9 protein-coding genes and 1 tRNA gene are annotated in these 13,589 nt (G+C 72.5%); 4 read left to right on the plus strand and 6 right to left on the minus strand.

Annotation, left to right across the window (positions count from 1 at the left end):
- Positions 1–71: 71 nt before the first annotated feature.
- From AB5J53_RS10900 to AB5J53_RS10910, 3 genes are all read right to left on the minus strand, one after another.
- On the minus strand, positions 72–878 hold the full coding sequence (locus AB5J53_RS10900) for a chaplin (RefSeq protein WP_369245421.1): 807 nt from the start codon (positions 876–878) through the stop codon (positions 72–74).
- A gap of 149 nt (positions 879–1,027) precedes the next feature.
- Complete coding sequence (gene chpH / locus AB5J53_RS10905) at positions 1,028–1,261, minus strand: chaplin ChpH (RefSeq protein ID WP_010988036.1); 234 nt, start codon at positions 1,259–1,261, stop codon at positions 1,028–1,030.
- Positions 1,262–1,428: 167 nt separating this feature from the next.
- The gene (locus AB5J53_RS10910) at positions 1,429–2,754 is read right to left on the minus strand and encodes a M20/M25/M40 family metallo-hydrolase (protein ID WP_369245422.1); all 1,326 of its coding nucleotides are present in this window, start codon (positions 2,752–2,754) and stop codon (positions 1,429–1,431) included.
- A 186-nt stretch (positions 2,755–2,940) separates the two neighbouring features.
- Here AB5J53_RS10910 and AB5J53_RS10915 point away from each other — a divergent pair.
- Positions 2,941–3,028: transfer RNA gene (locus tag AB5J53_RS10915), tRNA-Leu, on the plus strand.
- A gap of 76 nt (positions 3,029–3,104) precedes the next feature.
- Here AB5J53_RS10915 and AB5J53_RS10920 read toward each other — a convergent pair.
- Both AB5J53_RS10920 and AB5J53_RS10925 read right to left on the minus strand, forming a co-directional pair.
- Positions 3,105–4,460, minus strand: coding sequence for an HEXXH motif-containing putative peptide modification protein (locus AB5J53_RS10920; protein ID WP_369245423.1), 1,356 nt, complete (start codon positions 4,458–4,460; stop codon positions 3,105–3,107).
- Positions 4,457–5,866, minus strand: coding sequence for an FxsB family cyclophane-forming radical SAM/SPASM peptide maturase (locus AB5J53_RS10925; protein ID WP_369245424.1), 1,410 nt, complete (start codon positions 5,864–5,866; stop codon positions 4,457–4,459). The genes AB5J53_RS10920 and AB5J53_RS10925 overlap by 4 nt, the downstream gene beginning before the upstream one ends.
- Positions 5,867–6,146: 280 nt before the next feature.
- Here AB5J53_RS10925 and fxsA point away from each other — a divergent pair, with 280 nt between their 5' ends.
- From fxsA to AB5J53_RS10940, 3 genes are all read left to right on the plus strand, one after another.
- The gene (gene fxsA, locus AB5J53_RS10930) at positions 6,147–6,365 is read left to right on the plus strand and encodes an FxSxx-COOH cyclophane-containing RiPP peptide (protein ID WP_369245425.1); all 219 of its coding nucleotides are present in this window, start codon (positions 6,147–6,149) and stop codon (positions 6,363–6,365) included.
- 147 nt (positions 6,366–6,512) lie between these two features.
- Entirely contained in the window at positions 6,513–10,196 is a 3,684-nt protein-coding gene (gene fxsT / locus AB5J53_RS10935) for an FxSxx-COOH system tetratricopeptide repeat protein (protein ID WP_369245426.1), read from the plus strand.
- A gap of 84 nt (positions 10,197–10,280) precedes the next feature.
- A complete protein-coding gene (locus AB5J53_RS10940; RefSeq protein WP_369245427.1) occupies positions 10,281–11,297 on the plus strand; it encodes a hypothetical protein in 1,017 nt (338 codons plus the stop codon).
- Here AB5J53_RS10940 and AB5J53_RS10945 read toward each other — a convergent pair.
- Positions 11,275–13,584: a hypothetical protein gene (locus AB5J53_RS10945; RefSeq protein WP_369245429.1), complete on the minus strand. Its 2,310-nt coding sequence runs from the start codon at positions 13,582–13,584 to the stop codon at positions 11,275–11,277. The two genes, AB5J53_RS10940 and AB5J53_RS10945, sit on opposite strands and share 23 nt — an antisense overlap.
- Between the last annotated feature and the right edge of the window lie 5 nt (positions 13,585–13,589).

Below are 13,589 nucleotides of genomic sequence, written 5' to 3' on the forward strand. Positions count from 1 at the left end.
ACTGGCGGGGCCCGCTCCGTTCTCCACGCCACCGGGGAAGTTTGTGGCGTTGTGATCAGGTTCGTACCGTTCTACGCCGCCGATCGTGCCCTGCGGTAGAGCATGGCGCCCGCCAGCAGCGCGCCCGCGCCAACCGGCACGACCACACCGAGCGGCAGGTCACTGCCGGTGTGGGCGAGCTGCGCGGTGCCCTGGGGCTGGGTGACGGACTGCGCCCCCGGGTGGTTGACGTGCGAGGAGCCGCCCGGCGTCCCCCCTCCGGGGTTGGAGGGCTGGCTCGGGTGGCCAGGATGCCCCGGAGTACCCGGCTGACCCGGCTGTCCGGGCTGGCCCGGGTGTCCGGGGTGCCCCGGCTGGCCGGGCGTGCCCGGAGGCGGCGTCTCGTGACCGCCGCCGGGCGGAGTGGTGGAGTGACCGCCACCCGTCCCGTTGGCACACTCGTTGCCCGCCGCCGCGTTGCCGATGCCGATCACGTTGACGCTGTTGCCGCAGACGTTGACCGGTGCGTCGATCGGCACCTGTACGTGGTTCCCGGACCCCACGCCCGGCGAGTCACTGGTGTGGCCGCCGGCCTGGGAGCCGCCGGAGTGGGAGCCCGAGTCGCCGTGGCCGCCCCCGGAGGAACCGCTGCCGCCGCCGTGGTTGACGCATGTGTTGCCCATCGCAGGGTTGAGCACCCCGACGACGTTCACGGTGTTGCCGCAGACATTGACCGGCACGTGCACCGGCGCCTGCACCGTGTTGCCCGACAGCACGCCGGGTGAGTCCGAACTGAAACCGTTCGCACCCGAGTCGGCGTGTGCGTAGCCGCCCGTCGCGGCGAGTACGCCGGTCGCGGCCGCCACCGTCATCAGGCCCTTGCGGGTGACCTGTCGCATAGCTGTATCCCTGCCTTAACCCTGTGTCATGGACCGTTCGGAACGCGCACGCACCCTCAGTGCGTGCGCGGAAAGCCGGTCGGCCCCGGAGCGCATGGCGCGCACTCCGGGGCCGACGGACTCAGACCCTCATGGGGTGAGGCACAACGTCACTTGTTGATGCAGGTGTTGCCGAAGGCGGGGTTCAGCAGCCCGATCACGGAGACCGTGTTGCCGCAGACGTTCACCGGGACGTGAACGGGCACCTGGATGACGTTGCCGGAGACGACACCCGGGGAGTGCACGGCGGCACCCTGGGCACCCGAGTCGGCGACGGCCAGGCCCGCACCCGCGAGAACCAGACCACCAGTGGCAGCCGCAGCAGCGACGACCTTCTTGATCATTATTCCTCCTTGTTGGCAAATGCGATCCCAAGCAGCGGATCACGTCACTTGTAACGAGGAGGGAGTAGTAGAGCTACGAGCTTATGGTCCGATTCACTCTTCTCAGTCAGTTCCGCACGGGCTGGCGAATACTGAAGTTTCGTTTCAGTGGGCGAATTCAGGACGCCTCAGGACGCCTCGATGAAACGGTCGAGCACGCGTACGCCGAACTTCAGCGCATCCACCGGCACCCGCTCGTCGACACCGTGGAACATGCCCGCGAAGTCCAGCTCCGGCGGCAGCTTCAGCGGGGCGAAACCGAAGCAGCGGATGCCGAGGTCCGCGAAGGACTTGGCGTCGGTGCCGGCCGAGAGCATGTAGGGCACGGCTCGCGCGATCGGGTCCTCGGCGGACAGCGCGGTCTGCATCGCGTCGACGAGGGCGCCGTCGAAGCTGGTCTCCAGTGCCTTGTCCGCGTGCACGTCCTGACGCTTCACGCTCGGGCCGAGAATGCGGTCCAGGTCGGCGAGGAATTCCTCCTCGTACCCCGGCAGATAACGCGCGTCGACATGCGCGGTGGCCTGCCCTGGAATCACGTTGACCTTGTACCCGGCACCCAGCTGGGTCGGATTGGCGGTGTTCTGCAGCGAGGCGCCGATGAGCTTGGCGATGCCGCCGAGCTTGGCGAGCGTCTCGTCCATGTTCTCCGGGTCGAGCTCGGTGCCGAGCGCGTCGCCGAGTTCGTCGAGGAAGTGCCGCAGTGTCTTGGTGACGCGCACCGGGAACTTGTGCCGGCCGAGCCGCCCCACGGCCTCGGACAGCTCGGTGATCGCGTTGTCCTTGTGGATCATCGAACCGTGGCCGGCGGTGCCGTCCACGGTCAGCTTCATCCAGTGCATGCCCTTCTGTGCGGTCTCCACGAGATACAGCCGCAGCTTCTCGTTGACCGTGAAGGAGAACCCGCCGACCTCACCGATCGCCTCCGTGACGCCCTCGAAGAGGTCCGGGTGGTTGTCGACCAGGTGCCGCGCGCCCCATGTGCCGCCCGCTTCCTCGTCCGCGAGAAAGGCCAGGACGATGTCGCGCGGGGGCTTCCTGCCACTGCGCAGCCGGTCCCGTACGACCGCCAGCGTCATGGCGTCCATGTCCTTCATGTCGACCGCGCCGCGGCCCCACACCATCCCGTCCGCGATCTCGCCGGAGAAGGGGTCGTGGGTCCAGTCCGCCGCGTTCGCCGGTACGACGTCGGTGTGGCCGTGGATGAGCAGTGCGGGCCGTGAGGGGTCCTCGCCCTCGATACGGGCCACCGTGGAGGCGCGGCCCCGGTGCGACTCGAAGATCTGCGGTTCGAGCCCCACCTCGGCGAGCTTCTCGGCCACGTACTCCGCGGCCTCGCGCTCGCCCGGCCCGGAGTGGTCCCCATAGTTGCTGGTGTCGATCCGGATCAGCTCGCGACAGAGGTCCACGACCTCGTCCTCGCCAGAGACGCTCCTGGCCGTGTTCGACTCGCTCACGCTGCTTCCTCCCACTGTCACTGCTGGTGGTCCCCCCCATCCTCTCTCCGACCCCCTGCCCTCCCCAAGGCCGGACCCGGCCCGTCACACGCCGTTCACGCGGGAACAGGGCGTGATCAGGAGCCCTCGAAAGCCTGGTAATGTTTCCTCTGTCGCCGCGAGGGAAACCCGCGCGACAGACACCTTGTCCGGGTGGCGGAATGGCAGACGCGCTAGCTTGAGGTGCTAGTGCCCTTTATCGGGCGTGGGGGTTCAAGTCCCCCCTCGGACACCAGATGATGCAGCAGAAGGCCCTGGCCGGGAGCAATCCCGGCCAGGGCCTTGTGCTGTGCGGGAGCGGGCGCCGGTTGTCACACGGGCAGCGCTCGCGCCCTCCCGTTGCGGTCGCGCCAGGCGTCCCGGTGCGCCTGTGCCGCGGCCTCGGCCCGGCGCAGGGCCGGGGCGGGCACCGGCAGTCGGCACAGGGCGTCGAGGGTGTCCAGCATCCGCCCGGCGAACCGCTGCCCGAGCGGAGTGAGCCGGCCGGAGTCCAGGAGCAGGAGGGTCGCCTCCCGGGTGGCCGTGCGCCAGCGCGCGAACCGGACGTGCGCGGCGGCCCGCAGCTCTGGGTCCCGCTCCGTCTCACGGCGCCGGTTCCAGAACTGTGCCACCCCCAGATGCGCGTACGCCCCGTGGAAGAGACCGAGCAGCGGGCGCGGGTCGGTGCGCCAGGGCGCGTAGTACAGCTCCTGGCCACCCGCCTCGAACAGGTCGAAGAGGTGCAGCAGGGCGGCGAACTTGTTGTGCTGCATCTCGTGCGCCATCGTCACCGCGAAAAGGGTCCCCGACGGGGGCAGCGACAGCGCGATGCAGCCGAAGGTCTCCGCGCTGCTGCCGCTGACGCTTCCCCGGCCGGTGCCGGTCAGGGGCACCAGGAGCCGTGGACCGGCGGCCAGCTCCGCGTAGGTCTCCGGATGGTCGGCCCGCAGCAACCGGCAGGCGTCGCGCGCCACCGCGCTCCAGCGGCGCACCTCGTCGACGCCGAGGTCTCCGGGCCGCCCCTCCGCGTGCGGGAAGCACGACGGGTCCAGGGGGTCGAGCAGGAGCGGGGAGTCGGTGTCGAGGGCGACCAGCAGGTGCGCGCCCCGCCAGCGCCCCTTGCCCCGGTACGGATCCCTGGGCACCGTGACCGGCCCGGGGGCGAGGGCTGATCCGGGGAGAGCGATCCGGGCCCGGCCGTCGTTGTCCACGCGGACCTCGACGCTCTCGCCGGGGCGGGCGCCGGGGAAGTGGGCCCGGCCGAGCGACGGCAGCGCCACCCAGGGGCCGGCCGCCTGCCACCGCACGCGCCCGGGCAACCCGGCGCGGACCGCCGCCGTGGCCGCGAGGGCGGTGAACCAGTGCACCGGCGGCTGCGCGTCCTCGCGGCGTTGGGTCAGGCGGGCGAGCAGGCCGAACAGCGCCGGACCGGCCGACGGATGGGTCAGGACGGCGGCCGCTGCGTCGGGCGCCGCGCTCCGGGCGGCGGCCAGGAGCTCCCACGCCCCCTCGGCCTCTTGGGCCACGGCGCCCCCGGTCTCACGGGCGGCGGCCGTCACCGCGTACACGCAGGCGAGACGTCGGCTGTGCTCGGCACGGGCGAGCAGCCGCAGGGCCCCGGCGCCGCCGCATCCCGCGGCGACCTCGTCGAACAACACGCCCGGCATGCGATGCGGCGACGGCGTCATGCCACCTCCGACGGCAACGAGGACGCCGGCCGCGCGGGCGCCGACGTGACGGGAGCCGGCGGCGGGGGCGTCGATTCCGTCTGCGGTGGCGGCGTCCGTCCCGACGGCCGTGAGGTCGCCGACCCCGTAGACGGTGAAGCCGACCCCGTAGACGGTGAAGTAGTCGCCGCCCTCTCGCCCAGGGGCCCCGAAGCCAGGCCCGGCACGTCCGCGGCCAGTCGTCCGCGCACCCGTCCGATCAGCGCCGTCAGGTCGGCGCAGTACACACTCGGATTGGCGAATCCGGTGTCGCGGCGGTACCGGTTGGCGTAGTGGCCGCCACCGCACACCCGGTGCAGCGGGCAGGCGCGGCATGCGGCGCACAGTCCGTCGGCGCCCCACTGGCGGGCCGCGACGCCGGGGTGGCGCAGCAGCGTGTCGAAGGAGTGCCGCCACACGTCGAGCCCGGTGCGCGCGGCCCCGTCGTACGCGGTGCGCAGGGTGTCGTCCTGGGCCAGCGAGCCGTCGGTCTCCACCACCGCGTAGCGGACCGGGGAGAGTCCGAGGGCCTCCGTCTGCGGGGCGGCGCCCAGCAGAAGGGCCATGAGGTCGTCGAGGAGACGTACGCCGGTCTCGCGCACAGCCGCTCCGTACCAGCGCTCGAAGACCGCCCACAGCCAGTCCGCGTACGGGGTGCGCCGCCCTGCGGAGTCGAGGCCGGGCGGCGGGGTGTGCCAATTGCCCAGCGGAAGAAGGAAGTCGACGGTGGGCGGACGGTGGGAGAGCAGCTGCTCATAGGTGCGTACGGGGTCGTTGCGCAGGTCGATCGTGCACAGCAGCGCGGCGAACAGCGGCCGGTAGGGCTCGCTCGCCAGGAGCCGCAGGGCCGCGTCGACCCGGCCGTGGCTGCCGCGCCCGTCGGCGCCGCGGCGGTGCCGGTCGTGGGCGGCGCGTCCGCCGTCGGTGCTCACCCCGATCCTTATGCCCAGTTCGCCGCAGAGGTCGAGCCGCCGCTCGGTGAGGCGTACGCCGTTGGTCTGCAGGGAGAGGTGGAGCCGTACACCGTCGCCGACGGCCGCGCGCAGCGCGCGGACCGTGCGGGCGAGCGCGGCGTCGCCGGCGAGCAGGGGTTCTCCGCCGTGCAGGACGACGCCCGCCTCGTACAGCCCGTGCGCGGACAGGTGCTCGGCGATCCGCTCGGCCGTGCGCTCGACGGTGGCGGGGGCCATGGCGCGCGGCTGGGTGCGCCAGCTCTGGTCGTGCGAACGGTACATGTAGCAGTAGTCGCAGGCCAGATCGCAGCGGCTGTGCACCTTGAGGACGAAGGAGTGGAGCGGGTACGGAACCCAGCCGGCCGTCTCCCGTGCCATCACGTCGGCAGCCCTCGGCCAGGGCGGCTCCGCATGGCGCAGTGGCGGTCGACTCATCCGCTTCCCCCCGAAGATGTGCGCCGCCGCCTGTCGCAGACCAGGACCGGGCGCACTCTGTTCGACCAGTATTCGTTCGGGGTGTGTCGAGCGTCAACATCACGAATGAGCCAACAGGTCTCGTGCCGCGGCCAGTTGAGGAGGCCCGGTGTTTGCACGACCGCTGCCGCTGGGGCAGGGGGTGGCGTTACGCTGAAGTGGACATCGGTCACCCGTTCCGCGTACACGCGGGGCGGGCCTCAGCCGCACAGCGGTCCACGAACACCATGGAGTGGACACCATGGCAGTTGCCGAGGGCGTCACCCCCGCCGAGCCGCGTACGGGCGAGGCCCGAGGTCCGGCGCCCGACGCCCAGTCCGTCGTCCTGGACATCGCCGGACTGGCGCTCGAAGACGTCGCCGCCCTGCCGGACTCCGTCCTCGGCGCGCTGCTGCGCCGGGTGCACGAGAGCTGCGCGGCGGGCGATCCGTTCGTCACCGGACACACCGAGAGCGCGTGAGCAAAGTGGGCGGGGTGCGGGCGAGCCGCGGATCCGCCGTACACCGGGCGCGCGCAGGCGGGCGCAGCACGGCGGACCCTATACTGACACCCTCGCATGTCCGTTATGTCCACCTTCCCTTGCTGTGCCGCGCCGAGCGGAGAGGTCATGCCAGACGCCAACCCCCTTGACCGCGCTGGTTCGTTCGCCATTTTCTTCACCACGTCGGAGAACCTCGGGCTGAGCACCACCCTGCGCAACGCGGCGGACATTCTCGCCGAGGGCAACCGCAGTGTGCTGCTCGTGGACGGCCGTTCGGGCGATCCGGCGGGCGGCACGGTGGTACCCGAACCGGTGCCTGGGCAGGTCGCCACCACGACGCTCACCGCCCCGCACGCGCTGACCGGGCTCGCCGACGACCCCGTCGCGACCCGCTTCGACCACGTCCTCGTCGAGGCCCCGGTGCCGGACGCTCCCGGCGCCGTGGAACCGGCCCGGCTGGCTGGGTTCGCCGACTCGATCGTCATCTGCTTCGCGTTGACCGCGTGGTCCATCGACGGTGCGGCCGCCCTCGCCGAGGACCTGTCCGGCCGGCAGGGCGACCGGCCCGTTCGGCTCCTCACTCTCGGGCTCAAGAGCGACGTCGGCGTGCACGACCGGCTGCGCGACGCGCGCGAGCGGGTGCGCCGCAAGTTCGGACCGCTCGCCCAGGCCCGCGACGAGCGCGAGTTCCCCTTCCTGGAGATCCCGTACAACCCCCTCTACCTGGACAGCCGCAGCCTCGCCGTCGAGGCCGAGGGCGTCGGCACGGTCACCGGCCTGCGTCCCTACTACGAGCGGCTCGCCGACTGGCTGCGCGTACGCCGCCCGGCCCGGTTGACCCACGTCACCGTCGTCCACTCCGCACGGCACGCCCTCTGGGCCGCCTGGCTGCAGGACCGGCTCGGCGAAAGAGACGTCCGGACCGAGCTGCGCAGGGACGACACCTACGCCGGTGAGCGCCCCGAGCCCGGTACGGCCCTGCTCTTCCTCTCACCGGGGGACGCGGACGACACCCTGCTCGCCCAGATCGGCGCCCTCTCCCACACCGACGTGCGGATCGTCCTGGTCGACGAGGCGTTCCCCAACACCGAGGCGGCCCACCACGAGCGGATCGACCTGCGCGACACCACCGAGGACGAGGCGCTGCGGCTGCTGTACAGCGGCCTCGGCCTCGGCGCTGCCCAGCCCCGAGAGGGCGGCCGGGGCGCTCGTTTCCCGCGACTGCCCGAGACCACCAACGTCGCCCCGCGCAACGGCGATTTCATCGACCGCGACGCCCTGCTCGCGAGGCTCGACGAGCAGCTGCGGGGGGCCGGCCGCGAGGGCAGCTGCCTGGTACTGCACGGCCCCAGCGGCTGGGGGAAGAGCGAGACGGCCCGGGAGCTGTGCCACCGCTACGGCGCCAGATACGACGTCGTGTGGTGGGTGCGCGCCTGGGAGACACTGCGGGTGCAGCGAGGCCTGGCCCGACTCGCCGGCCACCTCGGCACCGCGGAGGACCAACTCGGCATCGTGGCCCCCGACGGCGGCGTCTCCCGCCTGCTGACCCGTCTGTCGCGCCCCGACTCCGACTCGGTGAACTGGCTGATCGTCTACGACGGTGTGGTGGACCCCGCCGAACTGCACGGCCTGCTGCCCGTTCCGCACGAGCGGGGCCATGTACTGATCACCAGTCGCGTCCCACCGGCCGAGCCACAGCCGAACGTCCGCCCACCACACCTGGCGGCCCTCGGCATCGGCCCCATGAAGCCCGCCGAGTGCCGTGCCCTGCTGTGCGAACGGCTGCCGGAGATCACCGAGGAGCAGGCCCAACAGGTGGGCAGCGTGGTGGACTTCGTCCCGCTCGCCCTGCATCTGGCCGCCCACTGTCTCGCCGAGCGGGCCACTGCCCACCAGCGCGACGACCACATGGGGCCGGACGCGGCGGCCCGCGCGGCCGTCGCGGACCTCCTCGCGGAGTACCGCACCTGCAAGACCGAACTCCTGGGCGAGACCGGCGCCGTACCGCCCGTCACCGTCATGGTCCGGGTGGCCCAGCACGTCGCGCGGGGCACCCTCGGCGCCGCCGCATGGCGCGCCGAGAGCCCCGCGCACGACGCCCTGGGCTGGCTCCTTGGCGCCGCCTCCCTGCTCACCGGGCGAGGCACGGGCCTGGAGCTGCTGCGCTCGCGCCGCATCCTGTCCGAGCTGGCCCGCGACGACTCGGCCCAGCCACAGGCCGCCGCGGGCGCCGACCGGCGGCGCCACCCCGACGACGTACAGCTGCCCGACGAGCACATGGTGGACGTCGCCCTGTGGGCCCTGGCCCAAGTAGGTCTGCTCGACGTCGACTTCGACCGCAAGGAGCAGCCCCTCGTCCAGCACCACGCGCTGCGCGACCTGATCCGCGACGGCATGGACCCCGACGAGCGGCAGCACGTCGAGTCGGTGCTGCGCAGTGTTCTCGCCGAGTACGTACCGCAGGAGGACCAGGACCTGCCCGCCGACTGGGCGCGCGAGGTGTACTCGCTGCGACTGTGGGAGGACTCCCGGCCCCGGGTGCGCCGTTCGCTGCTGCGCCACCTCAACGCGCTCAGCCAGCGCGGCGAGAGCGCCGACCTCGACCGCCTCCTCGACATCGCCGGCCGGGCCCGGCAGGCCTGGCGGGCCGGCGGTGACGAGCAGACGCCCGAGTACCTGCGGCTGCTCAATCTCACCGCCCGCGCCCACCGCCTGGGCGGCGAGTACGAATGCTCCCGCGAGCTGTCCCAGGAGGCGCTGCGCGGCCACCGCAGGCTGCTCGGCCTGACGCACCCCCGCACCCTGCTGTCCGCCGACTCGCACGCCGCGACCCTGCGGGCGCTGGGCCGTTTCGAGGACGCCCTGATCCAGATCAGACCCGCCATGGACGGGCTGACGCTGCTGCTCGGCTGGAAGCATCCCGCCACGGTCCAGGTCGAGCACAACCTCGCCCTCACCGAGGCGCTCACGGGGCGAGTCTCCGTCGCCCTGAGCCGGCTCCAGGAGCGCTTCCGCTACCGGCAGGCCGTCGGCGGCAAGGAGGACCCGATCGCCTGGCGCGCGGCCGATCTGCTCGCCTACCTGTACCGGATGACAGGGCGTGACGGCGAGGCCCGGGACCTGCTGCGCCAGCGCCTTCGCCGGTACGGCGACACCTGGGACGGGGCGCGCCTGCGCACGGAGGTCGGCCTGGCCGTCAGCGAGCGCCGCCTCGCCGACGGCTTCCCCGCCGTCAGGGACCCCCGCTACGGCCTGGAGATGGCCCATGAGCGCGATCTGCGGGCCTTGAAGCTGTACGTCAGCCGCTTCGGCGCCGACCGTTTCGACACGCTGCGCTGCCAGTTCAGCTACGCCGCAGACCTGCACGCGCTCGGCAAGGTGGAGGAGGCCGAACAGCAGGCGCGCCAGTGCGGGGAAGCGCTGGCCACCCGGTTCGGTGTGGGGCACCCCTACACGGGGCTCAGCCAGGTCCGGCACGCGGTGTATCTGCGTGCGATGGGCGAACTGCAGCGCGCGGAGGACGAGGGCCGCGCCGCCGTGCACCTGCTGACCCACAAGGTCGGCCAGTCCCACCCGTGGGTGGCCGCCGCGGAGAACTCCCTCGCCGCCACCCTGGCCGCGGCAGGGCGCGGCGACGAGGCGGCCGGGCTCGCCCACAATGCCCTGAACCGGCTGCGCGACCTGGGCGTCGCACACCGCCCCGACGGGCGTCGGGTGCGCGCGCATCACGCGCGGCTGACCGGATCCGACACCTCCCGCCCGGTTCCGCCGTCGGGCTTCGACATCGACCTGGAGCTGCCGGGGCTGTAAGAAGAGCACGGACACGAGGAAGGCACCGGCAGGGACGCCGGCCGCACAGGCGTCCCCGTAGTCCCCACCGAAAGGCGAGCGCACGTGGCAGCCCCCGCACCGCACCGCATCGACATCCTGACGGAGTACCACTGGTCTGCCGAACGCCACGGCCGGATAACGGCGATGTGCGAGGAGGCGGCCGCCGCCGCTCCCGAGATCCGGTCGTTGTCCCACTACAGCAACGGCATCCTCGACTTCGTGGTCTGCCGCGCCGACCGGGCCCCCCTCAGCAGTCTGGTCACCGAGGCCGACGACGACCTGCACGACGAGTCGCTGCCGGGCAGTCGGCTGCTGCTCTGCGCGCAGGACCTCGGCGCGGTCCTGCGTCCGCTGGGCACCGGAGAGCTGATGCGTACCGTCGTCGCCAACGTGCGCGGCGGCCTGTGGGGCGGGCGTGTCAAGCCGGGTGAGTACCTGGCGGCCCTCAGCGACAGCCCCGACTGCGTGCCCGCCATGGACGCCGCCATGAACCACCTGGTCACCCGGGTCCGTACCGAAGTGCACACGCTGCCCGACGAGTTGCCCGGAGGCGCCCCGGACGCACCGCCGCGGCTCGCCTCCACGGACACCGAGAACGAGGCGCTGCGCATCGACTTCGGCACGGCCGCCGCGCCCGTCCCCGCCTACGAGCAGCGGCTGCGCGCCCTGTGGCACAACCATGTGAACACCACCGACCTCCAGTACGCCGGCTACTACCGCGACTGGACGCTGGTATGCGTCGGTGACGTCTTCGACGCGCCGGAACTCGGTCCGCGCTTCATGGACGTGAGCGTGCGCAGTCGGCGCACCGCCTACCGCGACCTCTCCCGGGGTCTGCGCGGCCACTTGGTCCGCCTCACCGACGCGCTGCATCTCGTGGCGCCGGCGGTGGACGGCCAGCCGCCGGTCGACCGGCTCGTCCTCGACGTGCAGGAGGGCGCGGTGTACGTCACCTGGCTCTCGCCCCGCGAGTTCGTCGTCGGTGTCACCCTCGACCAGACGCAGGTCGGCCACGCCGAGGCCCGGCTGCGTCGGCTCGCGCTCGCTCTCGGTGAGATCAGGGCACAGTCGCCGCGCTGAGCGTGCCCCACACCTCCTCGGCCAGCACCTCCACCGTGCGGGCCGCGGTCAACCGGTGCGGAGGGCCCGCACTGCCCAGCAGGTGCACCGGCAACACCTCGACCGCGCTCTCGTACTCCCGGCAGATCCGGCGCAGTTCGCTCAGCTGGTCCGCGGTCGGCACACCCCGCAGCGCGGTGCGGTGCCAGGCCGCGACGGCTCCCCGGAACTCCTCCGTCAGCGCCCGTACCAGCGTTGCGCAGCCCAGCGCGCCCAGCTCCACCGGTGTCGCGGTGCTGCGCCGTGTCATGGTCCGCCCGGCCACCCGCCGGGTCACCGTGTCGAGGACCGACAGCGCCTCCAGGAACCGGCGCCGCACCGGCCCCGGCAGTTCCGCCGCCGGTGACTCCGGCTCGGGCGTCGCTCCGGCGTGCGGCGTCGTGGACGGCTCCGCACGCGGCAGCACCGCTCCCGGGCGCGCTTCCAGCGCCAACGCGGCCATCGCCTGGCGGAGTTCGGCGAGCTGAGCCGTCTGCTGCTCCAGGTCCCGGCGCATCCGCTCGCCCAGCTGGACGAGATCCCCCTCCCTCCGGTCCTCCTCGAGCCGCCTGCCGAGCTGCCGCAGCGCCTCGTCGACGCCCTGCGCGAACGCCCCCTGCCGGTATACCAGCGGCCGCGAGCCGATCGAGCGCGCGAGGCGGTCCTGCATGGACTGCGACACATGGCCGTTGACCACGAGCAGCGCCTCGAACCGTGCCGGATGCACCGCGCTGCGCAGGCCGTGCACATGGGCGGCGACCCGTTCCGCGTCGTCGGCCAGGAGGACGGAGGAGGTGAGGATCAGCGCGAGATAGCTGTTGGGTGCGGGGGCGAGCCAGTACAGGACCTCCTCGTCGGTCCCCGGCGGGGACGACAGGCGGGGCGGGACCGGATCGCGGGAGGCGATGCGCCACTGCCCCAGGTCCAGGGCCTTGTGCACGTCCGCCGTGACCTCCCGCCGCGAGACCTTCTCGTGCAGTGAGCGGACCGCCGCCAGCACGGCCGTGGCGGTCACCTCCCGTACCGAGCCGTGCTCGTCCTCGCTGAGCTGCCAGGCCTTGCGGCAGGTCCTGAGCACCTCGCGGGGCACGCCCTCGGTCACCTCGTACAACAGCCGCAGCGCCTCCGCACCGAACGGGCCGGCGGACCGGCGCGCCCGCGGGCCGCTCCTGATGGGGCCCGCCTCGACGTAGGCCGCCACCAGCTCACCGGTGAGGTCCTGGTCGAAGCCGGTCGGCCACAGCTGCACCACGCGTTCGTGGACGCTCGCCCGCAGCGCCTGCAGCCCGTCCGGCGAGACGCAGAACACCAGGAGACCGCCCCGGCTCGCATAGATGTTGACGAGGCGTTCGAAGGCGTCCACGAAGGTGCGCCGGCTCTCCTCGGGCCAGTCGAGGACCTTCTCCAGGGAGTCCATCAGCAGCACATACGGACTGCCGACCCGGCCGTGCAGAAAGCCCTGCACCGCCAGCGCGTCGAAGACCCGGTCTATGCCGGCCGCGGTGTACTGCTGTCCGCCGGTGCCCGCCGACGGTCCGATGGCCTCGGTGATGCCACGTTCGCGCAGTGGCTCGGCGGGCTCTTCGCCGTTCAGCCACTTCCACACCATCCTGGTGAACGGCGGGTCCTGGAGCAGCGCCAGCGCGGTGGCGAACCGGCGGTGCTCGGTGACTTCGCCCAGCGTGCCGCGCAGATCCGCGTGGATCACCTCCGGGTCGTAGCGCAGCGCCGACACCACCTTGTCCGGGTCGAGACTGCCGTCCCGCAGTCCCGCGGCTATCTCGTCGAGCGTGCCAAGGCGCGGATCGCTGCCCTGTTCGCCGACGCGATTGGCGGTCACGTACGCGTAGTAGTCCCGGACCAGTCCTTCGAACGCGCGGCGGCCCCTGGGGGTGTCGCCGGGACCGCGTAACCGGTCCCGGTACATCCGCCCCATGTCCTGTGCCGGCTCGTCCACGATCCACATCGCGGGGCCGTCCGACCGGGCGCCGAGCGTGGCGTACACCTCGCGCAGCGCATGGCTCTTGCCCAGGCCGAACTCGCCGACCAGGGCGATCGTCCTGCCGCGCCGGCCACCGGCGGGACGGTCGGCGAGATAGTCGTCGACCAGTTGGGAGAGCTCCCTGAGGGTCGGGGTGCCGACGGTCGCGTTTCCGGAGTCCGCCGCTTCGACCGGCGCGGCCCCGAGGTCGGCGGAGGGGCCGAGGCGCACGACTGGGATCAGCGGGAAGGGGTTGCTGTGCCAGATGTCTCCACTGCCTGAGGCCACGATGG

The sequence above is a fragment of the Streptomyces sp. R41 genome (assembly GCF_041053055.1).
Lineage (GTDB): Bacteria > Actinomycetota > Actinomycetes > Streptomycetales > Streptomycetaceae > Streptomyces.

Bases quoted from the DNA above. Each gene is read 5' to 3' on its own strand.
- fxsT (WP_369245426.1), top strand. From the start codon at position 6,513: ATGCCAGACGCCAACCCCCTTGACCGCGCTGGTTCGTTCGCCATTTTC.
- fxsA (WP_369245425.1), top strand. From the start codon at position 6,147: ATGGCAGTTGCCGAGGGCGTCACCCCCGCCGAGCCGCGTACGGGCGAG.
- AB5J53_RS10900 (WP_369245421.1), bottom strand. From the start codon at position 878: ATGCGACAGGTCACCCGCAAGGGCCTGATGACGGTGGCGGCCGCGACC.
- AB5J53_RS10925 (WP_369245424.1), bottom strand. From the start codon at position 5,866: ATGAGTCGACCGCCACTGCGCCATGCGGAGCCGCCCTGGCCGAGGGCT.
- chpH (WP_010988036.1), bottom strand. From the start codon at position 1,261: ATGATCAAGAAGGTCGTCGCTGCTGCGGCTGCCACTGGTGGTCTGGTT.
- AB5J53_RS10920 (WP_369245423.1), bottom strand. From the start codon at position 4,460: ATGACGCCGTCGCCGCATCGCATGCCGGGCGTGTTGTTCGACGAGGTC.